The organism is Streptomyces sp. NPDC005533, from assembly GCF_042871845.1.
Lineage (GTDB): Bacteria > Actinomycetota > Actinomycetes > Streptomycetales > Streptomycetaceae > Streptomyces.
The window spans coordinates 109,298-126,093 of record NZ_JBIAJH010000003.1 but is presented as its reverse complement, the minus strand read 5'-3'; the positions used below and the strand labels follow the sequence as shown (position 1 = coordinate 126,093).

Below are 16,796 nucleotides of genomic sequence, written 5' to 3'. Positions count from 1 at the left end.
CATGCAGACGGGGACGGCGGGGACGGGCGGCACGACGGGCGCGGGCGCGGCAGGCGCGGGCGACACGGCGGGGGTGGCGGGCTCGGCCGTCGGGGCGGGGGCGGCTCTCGCCATAGGGACGGGCGGGGCCGGAGGCGTTGGCGGGGGCGGCCGGAGGCGCCGCACCCTGCTGGCGGCCCTGGTCGCGGTGGCCGTGGCGTTCCCCATATCCGCGGCCGCCTCCGCCGAGGCCCCCGCCCCCGCGCCGGTCACGTTCGCGGAGGACGCCGCGCCCCAGGTCCGGTATGCCGCCAACCGCGCCAATCTCGCCGAGGCGGCCCGCATGGCGCAGGAAGGCGACCGCACCGGCCGGGCCGCCAGGCTCCGCACCATGGAGGCAGCGGGAGCCGCACAGTTCCTCGCCTTCGACGGCCGCGGCAAGGGCCGGGCGGTCGAGGTGTTCGGCGAGTTGGAGACCACCGACCGCGTCGCCGTCCTGGTGCCCGGCTCCGACACCACGCTCGACACCTACGAGAGGTTCCGCGCCGGCGCCATCGCCCTCCAGGAGCGCCTCCAGGCCGGGCATCCGCACTCCGCCGTGGTCGCCTGGCTCGGGTACGACACGCCCGGCACGGTCAGCACGACCGTCCTGACCGCCGCCCGCGCCGACGTGGCCGCCACCGAGCTGGCGCCCTTCCTGGACCGGTTGGGGGCCATGGCGGCGCCGGGCGCCCGGCTCTCCCTGCTCTGTCACTCCTACGGTTCGGTGGTCTGCGCCCGGACCACGACCGGGCCGGCGGTCAGTGACGTGGCCCTCTTCGGCAGCCCCGGTACGGGGGCCTCGGCCGCCCGGGACCTGCCGACCGGCGCCCGGGTCTGGGCGGGGCGGGGCAGCGGCGACTGGGTGGCCGACGTCCCGCATGTCCGGCTCGGCGGGCTCGGCTTCGGTACCGACCCCGTCGACCCGGCCTTCGGCGCCCGGGCCTTCACCACCGGCGGCGCCGGCCACAGCGACTACCTCAAGCCCGGCACCGAGTCCCTGGAGAGCCTGGCGGCCATCGTCGTCGGCACCACCCCCGCCTCGGAGGCCGGTCATGCGTGAGCTCCGCGCCCGCTGGTCCGCCCTCGCGACGGGCATCGACGCCGCCACCCCGGCCGGCCGGGACCGGACCGTGGACGCGCTGCGGGCCTTCGCGATCCTCGGCGTGGTCCTCGGGCACTGGCTGGTCACCGCCCTCACCGCAAGCGACGGCCGGCTGAGCACCACCAGCCCGCTGGCGCACATGCCCTGGCTGGCACCGGTGTCCTGGCTGCTCCAGACGCTCGCCGTCTTCTTCCTCGTCGGCGGGCACGTCGCGGCCCGCGGGTATGCCGCGGCGCGCGAGCGGCAGGTCTCGTACGGCACGTGGGTCCGGCAGCGGCTGGGGCGGCTGTTCCGGCCGGTGGCCGCGGTGCTCGTCCTGTGGGCCGTCGTGGCGGGCGGGATGCTGGTCGGCGGCGCGGCGCCGGACACCGTCCGGGCGCTGGTCGAGCTGGTGCTGTCGCCGATGTGGTTCCTGCTGGTGTTCGCCGCGCTCACCGCCGCGACCCCGCTCGTGACCCGGCTCAACCCTCTGTGGTCGCTGGCCGTGGTGGCCGGCGTCGACGTGTGGCGCTTCGGCCTCGGCGGGCCCCAGTGGGTCGGCTGGGTCAATGTGGCCGCAGGCTGGCTCGTTCCCTTCACCCTGGGTGCCGCCTGGTCCCGCGGGGCCTTCGCCCGGCGCCGGCCGGCGCTGCTCCTGCTCGGGGCGGGGACCCTGGCCACGGCCGCGCTGGTCCTGTGGGGCGGGTACCCGGCGTCCATGGTGGGTGTCCCCGGGGCCACGGTCTCGAACCTGAACCCGCCGACACTGGCCGCGGCCGCGTTCGGTCTGGCCCAGTGCGGGCTGGCCCTGGTGGTCCGCGCCCCGCTGGCCCGGGCCATGCGGCGGCCTTCGGCCTGGGCGAAGGTGGCCCTGGTGAACCTGTCCGCCATGACGGTCTTCCTGTGGCACCAGACCGCCATGATGGCCGTCACCGCGCTCGGGCTGCTGCTCTCGACCGACCTTCCGGGGCTGCACACCGTGCCCGACTCCGCGGACTGGATAGCGGCCCGGCTGCTGTGGCTGCCGGTGTTCGCCGCCGCGCTGACGGTGTGTTGGGCCGCGTTCCGCACGTACGAGAAGGGCTCCCGCCGTCCGAAGCCCGAGGGCACCGCCCGCATCCTCGTCGGCTCGCACCGGACTTCGGCCCCCGAGGAGGAGATCACCCATGCCTAGGCTGGAGCCCGTGAGCGATGCGAGCGAGTCCCCGGTACCCGACGCCAGAGAACGCCGCGCCGGCCGTCCCGCGCAGCGCGGCCTGGCCCAGGAGTTGTTCACCCTTAGGCGGGATCCCCTCCCGAGGATGTCCCGGCCGCGCTGGCTGGCCCGGCTGCCGCATGTGGTCCTCGGCTACGTGGCCATTCCCTGCGGTGTCCTGACGGGGATGCAGCTGAACGACCACTACGGGGTCACGGGCTCGGCCGTGCTGGGGCTGTCGCTGCTGACGTCCGCGTCCGTCCTGCTCAGCATGTTCCGGCCGATCGCCGCCTGGTGGCTCGGGCTCGTCACGACGGGTCTCGTCGCCTGGGCCATCCACGACCACGTCGGTCAGGGACAGTCGTGGCTCTGGACGCCCTCCGGGCCGTTCACGTTCGCGCCCCTCATCCTGATGGTCGCCCTGCGGGTGCCGCCCCGGGTGACCGTCTGGGTCATCGGCATCACGCTCACCCTCTCCGGACTGGCCGACGTCGTCCTCAGACCGCCCCACAGTCAGACGGTCATCGGGGGCGTCGTCATCCTCTTCGGCTTCGTCGGCGTCCTCGGCTACGCCCTCCGCGCGACGCGGCTGACCCGCGGCAAGCTCGTCGAGCAGGAAACCCTCACCGAGGAGGAGCGGGCCCGGCGCACCCTGCTGGAGGAGCGCAGCCGGATCGCCCGCGAGCTGCACGACGTCGTCGCACACCACATGTCGGTGATCTCCATCCAGGCACAGGTCGCCCCGCACCTGGTGGAGAACCCGTCCGAAGAGCTCAAGGAGAACCTGGCCGGCATCCGGGCCAACGCGTTGGAGGCCCTCACGGAACTGCGGCGGGTCCTCGGGGTCCTGCGCTCCGAGCAGCCCGACGATCCCGCGACGCTGCAACATCCGCAGCCCACCCTGGCCGAGCTGGACGCCCTCGTGGACAACGTCCGGGGGGCCGGGCTGGACGTCACCACCGAGACGGCGGGCATCCGGCGGGCGTTGACCCCGGGCGTGGAGCTCACCGCGTACCGGATCGTGCAGGAGGCGCTGAGCAACTGTCTGCGCCACGCGCCCGGTTCACGGGTGGAGGTCGGCATAGCGTACGGGCCGCGCGAGCTGCACCTGTGCATCGCCAACAGCGCCCCGACCCGGCCGGTCCTGCCGTCCCAGGGTGCGGGACACGGGCTGCTGGGGATGCGGGAGCGGGCAGGCATGCTGGGAGGCGAACTGGCCGCCGGCCCGCGCCCCGACGGCGGGTACGAGGTCAGCGCCGTACTGCCGATGGACCCGCAACACCCGCCCGCCGGCACCGCCCCCGAGACGAAGCAGGCTTCATGAGCACCCCGATCAAGGTGATGATCGCCGACGACCAGATGATGGTGCGGCAGGGCTTCACCGTCCTCCTCAACGCACAGCCCGACATCGAGGTCGTGGGCCAGGCGGTGGACGGGGCCGACGCCGTGGCGAAGGTCGCCGAGCTGGATCCGGACGTGGTGCTGATGGACATCCGCATGCCGGGGATGGGCGGCATCGAGGCCACGTCCGTCATCACCGGCGTCCCCGACGCCACCGTGAAGGTGCTGGTGCTGACCACCTTCGACCTCGACGAGTACGTGTACGAGGCGCTGCGGGCCGGCGCCTCCGGGTTCCTGCTCAAGGACGCCTCGGCCGACCAGCTCGCCGAGGCGGTGCGGGTGGTGGCGGCCGGCGAGGCGCTGCTCTCGCCGAACATCACCAAGCGCCTGATCACGGAGTTCTCCCGGTTGGGGGCGCCGCGGGCGCCGTCGCGGGCCCGGATCGACGAACTGACCGAGCGGGAGACCGAGGTCCTGTCGCTCGTGGCCCAGGGCCTGTCGAACGCGGAGATCGCTTCCCATCTGATGGTGGCGGAGCAGACGGTGAAGACACATGTCGGACGGATCCTGGTGAAGCTGGGCCTGCGCGACCGCACGCAGGCGGCGGTGTTCGCGTACGAGACGGGGCTGGTCCGACCGACGGGGTACTGAGGTGGCCCGGGTGGTCTCTCGCGGCCCTCGTAGTACTTGAGAGGGATGCCGGTATATCCCCTTCAGCGGCGACGCGGACGACGGGACCACCGCCCTACGGTGGGGGTATGACCGAGACGACCACCGGGGGGACAGCCCGGCCGCCTGAGTTCCGACTCGCTTCGGGGCTCTTCAAGAGCCTCCGCGACGACCTGATCACCGATGCGTTCGCCTACCGGCCGCTGCCGCCGATTCGTACGGACGGGCGGCTCGCACGCTGGGTGCCGCGGGCGCTGCGCCCCAGGACGGCGTTCCTGCCGCATGCCGTGGTGGTCCTGCTGTCGGTGATCACGGTGTTCGTCACCATCGTCAACAACAGGATGGTCCCTTCCGGGCTGTCGCTGCTGCTGGGGTTGCTGGCCGCGACGCCGGTGCTGATGACGCTGGTGCGGCCGATCGGCGCCGTCTGGGTGTTGCTCGGTGTGACCCTGCCGCTGGCCATGGTGGAGAGCACGGGCATGACCTGGCCGTGGTCTCCGGGCACCTTCTTCGCCCACCTCGCCGTGATCACCATCGTGGCGTTGCGGAGCCGGCCGCGGGTGGCCGGCTGGCTGTGGCTGATCACCGTGGCGACCGGGTCGTTCCTGCCCTCGCTGATAGGCCAGCCGCTCGAACCCGGACCGATGGCGTTCCTGTCCGCGGTCTCCCTCCTCGCGGTGACCGTCCGCAACACCCGCAAACAGGCACGGCAGGAGGTGACGGCGCAGCAGGAGGTCACGGCCTTCGAGCGGGACAAGCGGACGCTGTTGGAGGAGCGGACGACGATCGCGCGGGAGCTGCACGACGTGGTGGCCCACCACATGTCGGTGGTGGCGATCCAGGCGGAGGCCGCGCCGTACCGGGTGAAGAACCCGCCGCCGGAGCTGGAGGCGGCGTTCGTCACCATCCGGGAGAACGCCGTGGCGGCCCTGACGGAGCTGCGGCGGGTGCTGGGTGTGGTGCGCTCCGCGGACTACGAGGCTCCGGACGCCCCGCAGCCGACGCTGGCCTCGCTGGACGGGCTGCTGGGCAATGTGCGGGAGGCCGGGCTGAGCGTGGAGAAGACGATCACGGGGGCGGTGCGGGAGCTGCCGCAGGGCGTGGAGCTGTCGGCGTACCGGATCATCCAGGAGGCCCTGAGCAACACGCTGCGGCACGCGCCGGGAGCGGCGGCCGGGGTGGAGGTCTCCTACGTGCTGGGCGGCCTGGGGATACGCGTCGTCAACGGGCCGGCGACCGACGATGTGCGGCCCTCGCCGGGGGCCGGGCACGGGATCACCGGAATGCGGGAGCGGGTGGCCATGCTGGAGGGGGAGATGACGGCCGGGCCGACGGCCGCGGGCGGGTACGAGGTGGCGGTGTTCATACCGGTGCGCAGTCGCCAGGAGCCGCAGCCGCTGGCGGCGGAGGGGGCGGCATGACGATCAGGGTGCTGATCGTCGACGACCAGATGATGGTGCGGGAGGGGTTCTCCGTCCTGCTGAACGCCATGGACGGCATCGAGGTCGTGGGCGAGGCGGTCGACGGCCGGGAGGCCATCGCGCAGGTGGCGGCGTTGCGGCCGGACGTGGTGCTGATGGACATCCGCATGCCGCAGATGAACGGCCTGGAGGCGACGCGGGAGATCGTCGCGGCGGACACGGACGCGAAGGTGCTGGTGCTGACGACCTTCGACCTCGACGAGTACGTGTACCAGGCGCTGCGGGCCGGGGCCTCCGGGTTCCTTCTGAAGGACGCGTCGGCCCGTCAGCTGGCGGACGGGGTAAGGGTGGTCGCGGCCGGGGAGGCGCTGCTGGCCCCTTCGGTGACCAAGCGGTTGATCGCGGAGTTCTCGAAGATCTCCGAGACGCGCAGGCCGGCCGATCCGGCGGGAGTGGGCGAGCTGACGGAGCGGGAGACGGAGGTGCTGGTGCTGATCGCACAAGGGCTGTCCAATGCGGAGATAGCGTCCCGACTGATCGTCGCGGAGTCCACGATCAAGACCCATGTGAGCCGGATCCTGGTGAAGCTGGGCCTGCGCGACCGCACCCAGGCGGCGGTGTTCGCCTACGAGACCCGACTGGTCACACCGGCCTAGGACTTAGGGTGCGGGGATGGGCTTTGATCCGTGGGATGCCGCCTTCGTCGCCGATCCGTATCCGGCGTACCGGGAGTTGCGGGAGCAGGGGCGGGCCGTCTGGTGGGAGGCCACCGGGCAGTGGCTGGTGCCGCACTACGCCGATGTGAGTGCGCTGCTGCGGGACCGGCGGCTGGGGCGGACGTATCTGCACCGGTTCTCGCACGAGGAGTTCGGGCGGGAGGCACCGCCGCCGGAGCACGAGCCCTTCCACGTGCTCAACGGCAACGGCCTGCTGGACCTGGAGGATCCCGCGCACGCGCGGGTGCGCAGGCTGGTGGCGAAGGCCTTCACCCCGCGGACGGTGGAGCGGCTCGTGCCCGCCGTGCGGCGGATGGCCGAGGAGCTGGTGGGACGGCTCCTCGCGGACGGGGGCGGGGACCTGCTCGCGACCGTCGCCGAGCCCCTGCCGGTGGCCGTGATCGCGGAGCTGCTGGGCGTGCCGGAGGCGGACCGGGGGCTGCTGCGCCCGTGGTCGGCGGACATCTGCGGGATGTTCGAGCTCCGGCCGGACGAGGAGACGGCGCGGCGCGCGGTGCGGGCGAGCGTCGAGTTCAGCGCCTACCTGCGGGAGCTGATCACCGAGCGCCGCACGCGCCCCGGTGAGGATCTGATCTCCGGTCTGATCGCCGCCCACGACGACGAGGGCCGGCTCAGCGAGCAGGAGATGATCTCCACCTGCGTGCTCCTGCTCAACGCCGGCCACGAGGCCACGGTCAACACCACCGTGAACGGGTGGTGGGCGCTGTTCCGCCATCCCGCGCAGCTCGCCGCGCTCCGCGAGAGCCGGGATCCCGAAAAGTTGTCCACAGCTGTGGATGAACTCATGCGGTACGACACACCTCTGCAGATGTTCGAGCGGTGGGTGCTCGACGACATCCGGATCGGGGACACCGACGTCCCGCGCGGCGCCGAGGTCGCGCTGCTCTTCGGGTCCGCGAACCGGGATCCCGCGCGGTTCGCGGAGCCCGACGCGCTGGACCTCGTACGGGCCGACAATCCGCACCTGAGCTTCGGCGCGGGGATCCACTACTGCCTGGGGGCTCCGCTGGCGCGGCGGGAGCTGGAGGCCTCGTTCGGGGCGCTGCTGGCGGACGGGGTCCCGCCACTGCGGCTCGTCGAGGAGCCGCAGTGGCGGGAGGGGTACGTCATCCGGGGGCTGGAGCGGCTGCTCGTGGAGTTCTAGCCCGGAGACCACTCGTACGGTGATGCCCTCACGCACTCACGCGGTCAGGGCGAGCAGCGGGGTCGGGGCCAGGGCCTCCACGCCCGGGAGTTCGGGCAGGTGGGCGAAGGGTGACAGGTTCAGGACGGCCTGCGGCAGGTTCAGCGCCGGGCCGAGCCGGCCCAGGGCCAGCGCGGTCCCGGCCACCGCCCGGGCGGCCGTCGCGTCGGCGGGCACCGCGCCGTACAGCAGGGTCGCCGGCGCCCCGATCAGCCATACCGCCGGGAGCTGGGCGAGCGTGGCGCCGACTGCCGCCCGCCGCGGCGGCGGGCAGGACGGGCGCGGCCCAGGCCGCCGGAGTGCGGGGCCCACAGGACTCCGCCCGTCGCCGGGTCCCCCGCCAGGTGCACCACCAGCCCCGACGCGGCCGGTGCGGCCGGGTCTGCCGGCGCCGTGCCGGGCCACGGGCGCGGCGGCAGCACCCGCCGGCCCAGCACGCCGAGGGTGAGCGCGTACCGCCCGTCCGCCAGGACCAGCACCGGCGGGCGCCACCGCGCGCGGACCACCACGGCCTCGTACGGGGTCCAGCGCACCGCCGGGTCCCGCAGCGCGCGCCGGGCCCGCCGGACGGCGTGGAGCTCCCGCACCCCCAGGAGCACCGGGCTCAGCAGCACCACCAGCACCGGCGGCCGGGTGAGCACGGCCGCGACCACCGCCGGCCACCAGAACACCGGCAGCAGGCAGAGCAGCAACCCGTCCCGCCGCCAGTCGCCCAACGCGCCACCCAGCACCTCGCCCGACGCGTCGCTCGGCGCGGCGCTCGGCGGCTCCTCGTCCGTCGCCTCCGTCACCGCGGCAGGGTGAGCGTCCATGCCGCGGGCCGCAGGGTCCACGTACGACGGCGGACCGGCCCGGTCATCGCCGCGTCGGCCCGGTAGCGGAAGTCCGCGCCCGACACCGACACCGTCTTGGCCCGCGCCGTCACCGTGGCGCCGGCGCCCGCGGCGGAGCCGGCGCCGGCCGGGCCGGTGCCGCCCGTGCGGACCACGACCTCCGCCGGACCCCCGTCGTCGCACGTGCGCACCGACACGTCCTGCACGGGCTGGTCCACGTCCGCCAGGAGCACCCCGTCGGCCTCGACCCGCAGCCGGTGGTACCCCTCGCCCCCGCCCGCGCCGCCGCTCCCGCCGCCGCCCGCCGCCACCGGGCGGACCAGCGTCCGCACCAGCGAGCGGTAGGCGCTCCACACCGACGGCCCGGCCGGCCGCGGTATCCCGCGCACCGGCGGGATGCGCAGCCCGCCCAGCACCACCCCGTCGCTGTCGTCGACCAGCAGGTCGCACGTCCGCACCGCCCCGTCGAGCACCGCCCGGGCCGCGGAGACGGTCGAAAGCGGAACGCCGAGGGAACCCGCCAGCCCGAGGGACGCCACGGGTCCCACCGGGACCAGCGCGAGGGCGCCCTCGCCCAGGGCCCGCTCCCGGTACAGCAGCCCCACGGCCCGGATCAGCGACCGGTCGTCGCCCACGATCACCGGCTGCCGATGACCCCGGCGGGCCAGAGCCCGCGCAAATTCCTCCTGCGAATCCGGGAGGCAGATTTTCGCCGCCGCGCCCGCTGACAACACATCTTTCGCGATCCGCACGGACTCGCCGTCAAGACGGCGGGCGACCGGGTCGACGAGCACGAGCAGACCGCCTACCGGCGCGCCCGCATGGCTCATGGTGGGCTCTGGAGCCGACACCTCGGTCCTTCCTCGGGTAGCATCTTTGTGCAAGAGGCCCTTGCGCTATTGCGCCAGGGCCTTCGTCTATTCCGGGGTACCGGTCCGACGGCTCAGCATGCGTACATCGTCGTACGCCCCCCTGACCTTGGACATGCCCCATCCGGAAGAGGTGTACGCCTGTGCCCGCTCTTGTGCTGCTCGGAGCTCAGTGGGGTGACGAGGGCAAGGGAAAGGCCACCGACCTGCTCGGTGGATCCGTTGACTATGTAGTGCGCTACCAGGGTGGCAACAACGCCGGCCACACGGTCGTCGTCGGCGACCAGAAGTACGCGCTGCACCTTCTCCCGTCCGGCATCCTCTCCCCCGGATGCACCCCGGTCATCGGTAACGGCGTCGTCGTCGACCCGGCCGTCCTGCTCTCCGAGCTGCGCGGCCTGAACGAGCGCGGCATCGACACCTCCAAGCTGCTCATCAGCGGCAACGCGCACCTGATCACGCCGTACAACGTCACCCTCGACAAGGTCGGCGAGCGCTTCCTCGGCAAGCGCAAGATCGGTACGACCGGCCGCGGCATCGGACCGACCTACGCGGACAAGATCAACCGCATCGGCATCCGCGTCCAGGACCTCTACGACGAGTCGATCCTCATCCAGAAGGTCGAAGCGGCGCTGGAGGGCAAGAACCAGCTGCTGGCGAAGCTCTACAACCGCCGCGCGATCGACGCCGCGCAGATCGTCGAGGAGATGCTCCAGTACGCGGAGCAGATCAAGCCGTACGTCGCCGACACCACCCTGATCCTCAACAACGCCCTGGACGAGGACAAGGTCGTGCTGTTCGAGGGCGGCCAGGGCACCCTGCTCGACGTCGACCACGGCACCTACCCCTTCGTCACCTCGTCGAACCCGACCGCGGGCGGCGCCTGCACCGGCACCGGCGTGGGCCCGACGAAGATCAGCCGTGTCATCGGCATCCTCAAGGCCTACACGACCCGCGTCGGCGCGGGCCCGTTCCCGACCGAGCTGTTCGACCAGGACGGCGAGGACCTGCGCCGCATCGGCGGCGAGCGCGGTGTGACCACCGGCCGTGACCGTCGCTGCGGCTGGTTCGACGCGCCGATCGCACGGTACGCCACCCGGGTGAACGGTCTGACCGATTTCTTCCTCACCAAGCTGGACGTGCTGACCGGCTGGGAGCAGATCCCGGTGTGCGTCGCGTACGAGATCGACGGCAAGCGCGTCGAGGAGCTCCCCTACTCGCAGACCGACTTCCACCACGCGAAGCCGATCTACGAATACCTCCCCGGCTGGTCCGAGGACATCACCAAGGCCAAGACCTTCGAGGACCTGCCGGCGAACGCCCAGGCCTACGTCAAGGCCCTGGAGGAGATGTCGGGCGCCCCGATTTCCGCGATCGGCGTCGGCCCCGGCCGCACCGAGACGATCGAGATCAACTCCTTCCTGTAGGCAGGAGACGCACCACCGCAAGGGCGGGACGCGCAGCCGGCGCGTCCCGCCCTTCGTGCTGTCCGGGGCGCCGTCGCACTCCGGCAGCTCAGGGCTTCCGGGCAGGTCACAGGGCCCTCCGTGCCTGCGGGAGAAGAATCTTTCCGGATCCGGTCACATCTGCACGGGCCCGCCCGTCAGTGCTGTGGAGACGCCGACGCAGCCTGAAGGAGAGCAGTCATGACCACCACCTCGACCACCTCGAACACGTCGAACACGTCGAACTCCTCGAACTCCTCCGCCGCCCTCTCGCGGATGCCGAACCCGGCGGAGTTCGTGCCCGAGCTGACCGACATCAGCGCCGCCCTCTTCCGGGCGACGGGCAACCGCTCGGTGCCGCGCACCACGATGAGCCTGGTCCACCTGCGGGCCGGGCAGATCGTCCACAACACCTACCTGACCGTCCTGAACACCGGTTTCCTGCGCAAGGCCGGGGAGTCCGAGGAGCGCATCACCGCCGTCTCCTCGTGGCAGGACGCCCCCTACTTCACCCCGGCCGAGCGCGCCGCGCTCGCCCTGGTCGAGGCCACCCTCCAGCCCGCCACGCCCGGCCGGGAGCGGGTCAGCGACGAGCTGTACGCCGAGGTGGCGGAGCACTACGACGAGAAGGCGCTGGCCACCCTCACCATCGCGATCGGCCAGATCAACTTCTTCATCGCCCTGGCGGTCATCGGCAAGCCGCAGCCGGTCGCCTCGCTGGCCGACAGGCAGTGGGACTGAAGCCGCCGGGCCCGTCTCGGGGGGCGCGTTCCGGGTGGCCGGAAATATGATGTGCACGGGCTCGCGAACGGAGCGGAAGCAGGGACGATGGGTGCACTTCGGAGCGTTCCATGAGCCCGCGCCGCCCCCCGCGCGTGGCGAGCGCCGACCTCCTCAGCATGCTCGGACGGCTCACCGCCCAGGCGCGGCAAGGGGTCGAGCTGCAGCAGGCCCGGGTCGAGCTGGCCGAGGCCCTGCAGCGCGAGATGCTGCCCGCCACCCTGCCCGGGCTGCCGGGGCTGCGCGCCGCGGCCCGGTACGCGCCCGCCCGGCACGGCCTGGACATCGGCGGCGACTGGTACGACGGCTTCCAGCTGCCCGAGGGCGCCCTCGCCTTCTGCATCGGCGACGTCCAGGGACACGACGTGGACGCGGCCGCCTTCATGGGGCAGATCCGGATCTGTCTGCGGGCCGTGTCGGCCGTGGTCTCCGATCCGGGTGAGGTGCTCGGCCGGGCCAACGAGGTGCTGCTCTCCATGGACCGCGATCTCTTCGCGACCTGCAGCCTGCTCCGCTTCGATCCGCGGACGCGGGAGCTGGAGAGCTCCCGCGCCGGGCACGTGCCCTCGGTCTGGGCCACCGTCGACGGCCGGTACGGGATCACCGAGGACGACGGCGGACTGCCGCTGAACCTGCAGTCCGGATCGGGGTACGGGGTGACCCGGCGCCGTCTGACGACGGCGGGATCGATCGTCCTGCTCACCGACGGCGTCGTCGAGGGCCCGAGGTTCCCTATCGAGGTGGGGCTGGAGCGCGTCCTGCGCGTCGTGCGGGAGGCGGCGGGCACCGATCCCGACGAGCTGGCCGCCGAGGTGATGAAGGTGGCCGACTCCACCGGCCACGCCGATGACGCCGCAGTGCTCGTCCTGACGCACGACCTGACGCACGACGCGGCGCGTCACGCCCCGCCGGGGCGCGGGCCTGTTGTCTGATGCTGTGGTGCGCACCGAGGAATGGCGACGTCTGTCCACAGCTGTCCTGCTGATCCTCGCCGTCGCCCTCGCCTACTACGTGGGCGGACGGGTCGGCCTGCACCAGTCCGTGGTCGTCAACGGGGCCGAGGTCACGCCCCTGTGGCCGCCCACCGGCATCGCCCTCGCCGCCCTGCTCTGGCTGGGTCTGCGGACCTGGCCGGGGATCGCCCTCGGCACGTACCTCGCCATCGAGCGGATCGGCGACTTCAACCTCTCCGGCCTCGGCATCGTCGCGGGGAACACCCTCGCACCCGTGTGCGCGTACCTGATGCTGCGGCGGGTGGGCTTCCGCAGCGAGGTCGACCGACTGCGGGACGCCCTGGCGCTGGTCTTCCTGGGCGGTCTGCTGCCGACGCTGATCAGCGCCACCGTCGGGACCTGGACGCTGGTGCTCAGCGGCGACCTGCCCCTGGACCGGTTCTGGCCGGTGTGGTCCGCCTGGTGGGCCGGCGACGCGATGGGCGTGCTCGTGGTGACGCCGCTCCTGCTCGTCCTGCGCCGGATCCGTCGGCCCGGGGAGGGCGGCTACCGCGTGCCCGAGGCGTCGGCGCTGGTGCTCACGTCCGTCGTCGTCACCGTCGTGGCCACCCGCAGCCCCCTGTCCCTGCTGTTCCTCGTCTTCCCGGTGATCATCTGGGCGGCCGTGCGATTCCAGCTGGCCGGCACCGCGCCGTGCATCCTGCTCGTGTCCGTCCTGGCGATCTCGGCGGCGAGCGACCGCACCGGGCCGTTCGACGGGCAGGGCCTCCTGGCCATCATGATCAACCTCCAGGCGCTCAACGGGGCGGCGGCCCTGACCGGGCTGCTCCTGTCGGCGATGGTCACCGAGCAGAACAACGTCCGCCTGAAGATCGAGCAGGTCTGCGAGGACCTCGCCGAACTGGTGGAACACCTCGCCCGGGGCAGGCCCGAACGCTGAGCGCCCCGGGGACGGCGGACCGTCCCGGGGCGCTCAGCGGTGGATCACTTGGACTCGTAGTAGCCGAAGATGTCGACGACGAGGTCGACGTCCTCCCAGCCCTGGTTCCAGTAGTCGACGATGCCGTTCTTGCCGGAGCTCGCCTGGACCAGGTTCGGGACGGTCTTGCCGGCCGTCCAGTTCAGGGTCGAGGCGCCGGGACGCTCCGGGAAGACCGCGGTCTTGTCCCTGTACTGCTGGAGCGAGTTCGGGTCCGGCGCGACCGACAGGAAGCCGGTGCCGCGCGTGTTGGTCACGGTGGTGTTCAGGACGTACCCGTCGATGCCCACCTCGTCGGGCGAGATGCCGTTGTAGATGTAGCTCCGGGCCCTCAGCGGGCCGTGGGGCCAGACGGGGTCACGGGTGTCGATCATGCGGCCCGGCTTGAGCGGCATGAAGGACGCCTTGCTGTCCTTGCTGTAGTAGCCGACGACGTCGACGATCACGTCGGTGGCCGCCCAGGCGCCGTTGAAGACGCTGATCCTGCCGTCCGCGCCGACGGGCACGATCACCGAGTTGGCGATCGTCTGACCGGGGGTGAAGTTCAGGTTCGACGCGGTCGGGGTGGCACCGCCGCCCGGGAAGACCGACAGGTGGCCGGCCTCCTTCGGGTTGGTGACGGTCACGTTCAGCGCCACGGCGGTAATGCCCTCGGGCACGTCGCGCAGGCCGCCGATCTGAGTGGAGAAGGTCTTGCGCCCGCCGAGCTGGCCCCTGTTCGTGCCGAGGCCCTCACGGGTGTCGACGAAACGGGCCGGGGTCATCGGCGCGTAGCCGCTCGCCTCGGTCCGGGTGAAGTAGCCGGTCACGTCCGCGATCAGGTCGACCGGGTCCGCGCCGCGGTTGGCCAGCTCGACGTAGCCGTTCTTGCCGACCGGCACGATGACCAGGTTCGGGACGGTCTGACCCGCCTCGAAGTTGACGTTCGAGGTGGTCGGACGCTCGGTGCCCTCGGGGAACGCCGTGACGTGCCCGCCCGCGGTGGTGTTCGTGACGGTCAGGTTGAGGACGACGGCGGTGACCCCGGCGGGGATCGTGCCGTTGCCGCCGACCTTCACGCGGGTGGAGCCGTACGGGGCGACCTTGCCCTTGACCGCGCCGGTCCCGTCACGGGTGTCCAGCAGGCGGGTGGGGGCGTACGGGACGAAGTCCGAGCCCGCGGTCATGACCTGGAACTCGTTGACGACCTCGGCCTGGTTCGCCGGGTCCGTCACGGTGACCTTGACGGTGTACTCGCCGAGCTCGGCGTAGGTGTGGCTGCTCTTGAGGACGGTGGAACCGTAGGCGTCCATCCCGTCCGTGTTCCCGTCGCCCCAGTCGACGGTGACCTTCAGCGTGGAGTCCGCGCTGATCACGGTGGTCTCCAGGCCGAGTGCGTGCGCGGAGGTGCTCGCCGCGTTCAGCACGAGGGCCAGGTCCGGGTTGCCGGCGGCCTGCGCGGCACCGGCCCCGGTCTTCCCGCCGGGCAGGCCCTTGCGGACCGAGCGCTCGGCGGGGCTCTTGAAGGTCTTGAAGTTCGGCGCCGCGGCCTTCCCCAGATCCACGGCGGGAGCGGCCACGCCCTGCGCGCCCGGTGCGACGGGAGCGACGGGACCGGCCGCGTGGGCCATCCCCGGGACGAGACCGACCGTGGCCGCGATGACGGCAACGGATATTACGAGACGGCGACTGCGCACCGTTCCCCCCAATTTTGAACATGCTCAGGAACTGTCCGGGCCACAGTACATAGATCTTCGTCGCATGATCAGCCGATATCACCGCGAGGAGGGGGAGTTGGCGCGATCCGACCCGCGATCCGACCCGCGATCCGGCCCGCGCTCCGGCCCCCTGCAGGCCCGCTCGTCAGCCCGCGCTGTCGCTCAGCTGCTCCGCCACCGTGAACCGGCAGTGGAAGACCTGCCAGCGTCCGTCCAGGACCAGCAGGAAGGAATCGCCGTCCCGGTACAGCACCCTTCGCTTCGGCCTGTACGGGTGCTGGGGTTCGTGGTTTTCGGCGTGTTCCCGCAGTGCGGCGACGGCCTCCTCGCGCGTCCCGTCGACGTGCCCCAGCACCTTGACGGACCACTCCCGGCCCTCGCCGCTGCCCATGTGCTGCTCGACGAGCAACCCCCACCGGGCCATTACGCGCGCTCCCCGAACCACCGCTGGATGCCGCCGCTCATGTCCGCCCTCCCGCCGACCGGTCCGCGCCCCCTGGATCCACCGGGGCTGGGCGCCTGTGCGCGGATCCTCGCACACCGCCGAAACAGCCGGGACGGGCACCCCGCCACGGTCCCCACCGGACCGCGGACCACTGAAAAGCAGCCGCTACCAGGCCAGTTGCGCGATCTCCTCCGACACCACCGCGCACGCGTCCGCCGCCGGGTCGATGAGCGGGAAGTGCCCGATCGCGTCGAGGAGCGTCAGCCCCACCATCTCGCCCGCCTTCGCCGCGGCCGCCACGTACGCCTCGGCCACCGGCTGCGGGACCACGATGTCGTCCCGTCCCTGCACGACCGCCGTGGCGATCCCCGTCGGCAGCAGGGCCGCCGGGTCGGCGTACGACAGACGGTCCGCGAAGTACTCCTCGCCGCCCAGCAGCTGCGCGCTCGCGCCGCCGCACACGCCCAGCTCCTCCGCCACCGCGAGGTCCGCGATCGGCGCCAGCGCCACCACGCCGCGCAGCATCGGCGGCGACGGCAGCCGCCACGGGGAGTCGTACGGGAGCACGTGCCGGGCCGCGGCCCACAGCGCGAGGTGCCCGCCCGCCGAGTGGCCGGTGACGACGAGGCGGCGCACGTCGGCCTGCGGGAGCGCGGCGGCGGCCAGCTCCGGAAGGGCGTCCATCGCGGCGGCGACGTCGTCGAAGGTCTCCGGCCAGCGCCCGGCGACCGGCCCGTCGGCGTGCTGGTGCGGCAGGGAACTCCCGCGCCGGTACTCGACGTTCGCGACGGCGAAACCCCGCCGGGCCAGGAAGTCCGCGAAGGGGGTGATGTGCCGCCTGTCGTACGGGGCCCGCCACGCGCCGCCGTGCAGGACGGCCACCAGCGGGACCGGGCCGCCCGGGGTCTCGGCGCGCGGGGCGTAGAAGTCGACGACCTGGTCGGGGTGTTCCCCGTACGCGCCGGTCGCGTCCGGCGCGACGGCCGGATGGGAGAAGGCCGAGGCGGCCTCGGCGGCGTCCCGTTCCACGGCGGCGGGGTCCGTCATCGGCTCAACCTCTCGGTAACGCGTGGGACAGCGGGGACAGATGTTCCGGTGTTCCGGCAGAGCGGGACCGTATCAGTCTGGAACGAGAGGTTCCGTGCAG

The 16,796-nt window shown here is 72.6% G+C and carries 17 protein-coding genes; 11 read left to right on the top strand and 6 right to left on the bottom strand.

Annotated features, from left to right (window positions below):
* The first annotated feature begins 1 nt into the window (after position 1).
* The 7 genes from ACFYP3_RS04210 (at position 2) to ACFYP3_RS04180 (ending at position 7,609) form a co-directional block, all read left to right on the top strand.
* Positions 2–1,081, top strand: a complete 1,080-nt coding sequence (locus ACFYP3_RS04210; protein ID WP_388826443.1) for an alpha/beta hydrolase — start codon at positions 2–4, stop codon at positions 1,079–1,081.
* Positions 1,074–2,276, top strand: coding sequence for an acyltransferase (locus ACFYP3_RS04205; RefSeq protein WP_388826440.1), 1,203 nt, complete (start codon positions 1,074–1,076; stop codon positions 2,274–2,276). Before ACFYP3_RS04210 ends, ACFYP3_RS04205 begins: the two co-directional genes overlap by 8 nt.
* Positions 2,277–2,286: 10 nt before the next feature.
* Positions 2,287–3,621 carry a sensor histidine kinase gene (locus ACFYP3_RS04200; RefSeq protein WP_388826438.1) on the top strand — a complete coding sequence of 445 codons (1,335 nt, stop codon included), beginning with the start codon at positions 2,287–2,289 and terminating at the stop codon, positions 3,619–3,621.
* Complete coding sequence (locus ACFYP3_RS04195) at positions 3,618–4,289, top strand: response regulator (protein WP_388826435.1); 672 nt, start codon at positions 3,618–3,620, stop codon at positions 4,287–4,289. The genes ACFYP3_RS04200 and ACFYP3_RS04195 overlap by 4 nt, the downstream gene beginning before the upstream one ends.
* A 107-nt stretch (positions 4,290–4,396) precedes the next feature.
* Positions 4,397–5,728: a sensor histidine kinase gene (locus tag ACFYP3_RS04190; RefSeq protein WP_388826432.1), complete on the top strand. Its 1,332-nt coding sequence runs from the start codon at positions 4,397–4,399 to the stop codon at positions 5,726–5,728.
* Positions 5,725–6,384, top strand: a complete 660-nt coding sequence (locus tag ACFYP3_RS04185) for a response regulator (protein WP_388826429.1) — start codon at positions 5,725–5,727, stop codon at positions 6,382–6,384. Before ACFYP3_RS04190 ends, ACFYP3_RS04185 begins: the two co-directional genes overlap by 4 nt.
* 16 nt (positions 6,385–6,400) lie before the next feature.
* Entirely contained in the window at positions 6,401–7,609 is a 1,209-nt protein-coding gene (locus tag ACFYP3_RS04180) for a cytochrome P450 (RefSeq protein WP_388826427.1), read from the top strand.
* A gap of 36 nt (positions 7,610–7,645) precedes the next feature.
* On the opposite strand, the gene ACFYP3_RS04175 is transcribed toward ACFYP3_RS04180, so the two are convergent.
* The 3 genes from ACFYP3_RS04175 to ACFYP3_RS04165 are packed head-to-tail and all read right to left on the bottom strand — an operon-like array spanning position 7,646 to position 9,311.
* Positions 7,646–7,825, bottom strand: coding sequence for a hypothetical protein (locus ACFYP3_RS04175; RefSeq protein WP_388826424.1), 180 nt, complete (start codon positions 7,823–7,825; stop codon positions 7,646–7,648).
* A 32-nt stretch (positions 7,826–7,857) separates the two neighbouring features.
* On the bottom strand, positions 7,858–8,439 hold the full coding sequence (locus tag ACFYP3_RS04170) for a hypothetical protein (RefSeq protein ID WP_388826420.1): 582 nt from the start codon (positions 8,437–8,439) through the stop codon (positions 7,858–7,860).
* Positions 8,436–9,311 (bottom strand): diacylglycerol kinase, encoded by an 876-nt coding sequence (locus ACFYP3_RS04165; protein ID WP_388826889.1) that lies wholly within the window; start codon positions 9,309–9,311, stop codon positions 8,436–8,438. The genes ACFYP3_RS04170 and ACFYP3_RS04165 overlap by 4 nt, the downstream gene beginning before the upstream one ends.
* 182 nt (positions 9,312–9,493) lie before the next feature.
* Between ACFYP3_RS04165 and ACFYP3_RS04160 the strand changes: the two genes are divergently transcribed.
* The 4 genes from ACFYP3_RS04160 to ACFYP3_RS04145 all read left to right on the top strand — a co-directional run bounded on the left by ACFYP3_RS04160 (position 9,494) and on the right by ACFYP3_RS04145 (position 13,468).
* Complete coding sequence (locus ACFYP3_RS04160; RefSeq protein WP_189971896.1) at positions 9,494–10,777, top strand: adenylosuccinate synthase; 1,284 nt, start codon at positions 9,494–9,496, stop codon at positions 10,775–10,777.
* A gap of 294 nt (positions 10,778–11,071) precedes the next feature.
* Positions 11,072–11,536, top strand: a complete 465-nt coding sequence (locus ACFYP3_RS04155; protein ID WP_388826886.1) for a carboxymuconolactone decarboxylase family protein — start codon at positions 11,072–11,074, stop codon at positions 11,534–11,536.
* Positions 11,537–11,646: 110 nt separating this feature from the next.
* Complete coding sequence (locus ACFYP3_RS04150) at positions 11,647–12,507, top strand: PP2C family protein-serine/threonine phosphatase (RefSeq protein WP_388826417.1); 861 nt, start codon at positions 11,647–11,649, stop codon at positions 12,505–12,507.
* A gap of 4 nt (positions 12,508–12,511) precedes the next feature.
* Positions 12,512–13,468 (top strand): MASE1 domain-containing protein, encoded by a 957-nt coding sequence (locus ACFYP3_RS04145; RefSeq protein WP_388826883.1) that lies wholly within the window; start codon positions 12,512–12,514, stop codon positions 13,466–13,468.
* A gap of 44 nt (positions 13,469–13,512) precedes the next feature.
* Here the strand turns inward: ACFYP3_RS04145 and ACFYP3_RS04140 are convergent, their stop codons facing one another.
* The 3 genes from ACFYP3_RS04140 to ACFYP3_RS04130 all read right to left on the bottom strand — a co-directional run bounded on the left by ACFYP3_RS04140 (position 13,513) and on the right by ACFYP3_RS04130 (position 16,696).
* A complete protein-coding gene (locus ACFYP3_RS04140) occupies positions 13,513–15,117 on the bottom strand; it encodes a PKD domain-containing protein (protein WP_388826414.1) in 1,605 nt (534 codons plus the stop codon).
* 232 nt (positions 15,118–15,349) lie between these two features.
* Complete coding sequence (locus ACFYP3_RS04135) at positions 15,350–15,628, bottom strand: hypothetical protein (RefSeq protein WP_388826411.1); 279 nt, start codon at positions 15,626–15,628, stop codon at positions 15,350–15,352.
* 186 nt (positions 15,629–15,814) lie between these two features.
* On the bottom strand, positions 15,815–16,696 hold the full coding sequence (locus tag ACFYP3_RS04130; protein WP_388826408.1) for an alpha/beta hydrolase: 882 nt from the start codon (positions 16,694–16,696) through the stop codon (positions 15,815–15,817).
* Positions 16,697–16,796: the final 100 nt, after the last annotated feature.

Excerpts from the sequence above, each read along its gene's own strand:
- ACFYP3_RS04210 (WP_388826443.1), top strand. The coding sequence starts at position 2 with ATGCAGACGGGGACGGCGGGGACGGGCGGCACGACGGGCGCGGGCGCG.
- ACFYP3_RS04205 (WP_388826440.1), top strand. The coding sequence starts at position 1,074 with ATGCGTGAGCTCCGCGCCCGCTGGTCCGCCCTCGCGACGGGCATCGAC.
- ACFYP3_RS04195 (WP_388826435.1), top strand. The coding sequence starts at position 3,618 with ATGAGCACCCCGATCAAGGTGATGATCGCCGACGACCAGATGATGGTG.
- ACFYP3_RS04190 (WP_388826432.1), top strand. The coding sequence starts at position 4,397 with ATGACCGAGACGACCACCGGGGGGACAGCCCGGCCGCCTGAGTTCCGA.
- ACFYP3_RS04185 (WP_388826429.1), top strand. The coding sequence starts at position 5,725 with ATGACGATCAGGGTGCTGATCGTCGACGACCAGATGATGGTGCGGGAG.
- ACFYP3_RS04180 (WP_388826427.1), top strand. The coding sequence starts at position 6,401 with ATGGGCTTTGATCCGTGGGATGCCGCCTTCGTCGCCGATCCGTATCCG.
- ACFYP3_RS04165 (WP_388826889.1), bottom strand. The coding sequence starts at position 9,311 with ATGAGCCATGCGGGCGCGCCGGTAGGCGGTCTGCTCGTGCTCGTCGAC.
- ACFYP3_RS04155 (WP_388826886.1), top strand. The coding sequence starts at position 11,072 with ATGCCGAACCCGGCGGAGTTCGTGCCCGAGCTGACCGACATCAGCGCC.
- ACFYP3_RS04150 (WP_388826417.1), top strand. The coding sequence starts at position 11,647 with ATGAGCCCGCGCCGCCCCCCGCGCGTGGCGAGCGCCGACCTCCTCAGC.
- ACFYP3_RS04140 (WP_388826414.1), bottom strand. The coding sequence starts at position 15,117 with ATGGCCCACGCGGCCGGTCCCGTCGCTCCCGTCGCACCGGGCGCGCAG.
- ACFYP3_RS04135 (WP_388826411.1), bottom strand. The coding sequence starts at position 15,628 with ATGGCCCGGTGGGGGTTGCTCGTCGAGCAGCACATGGGCAGCGGCGAG.
- ACFYP3_RS04130 (WP_388826408.1), bottom strand. The coding sequence starts at position 16,696 with ATGACGGACCCCGCCGCCGTGGAACGGGACGCCGCCGAGGCCGCCTCG.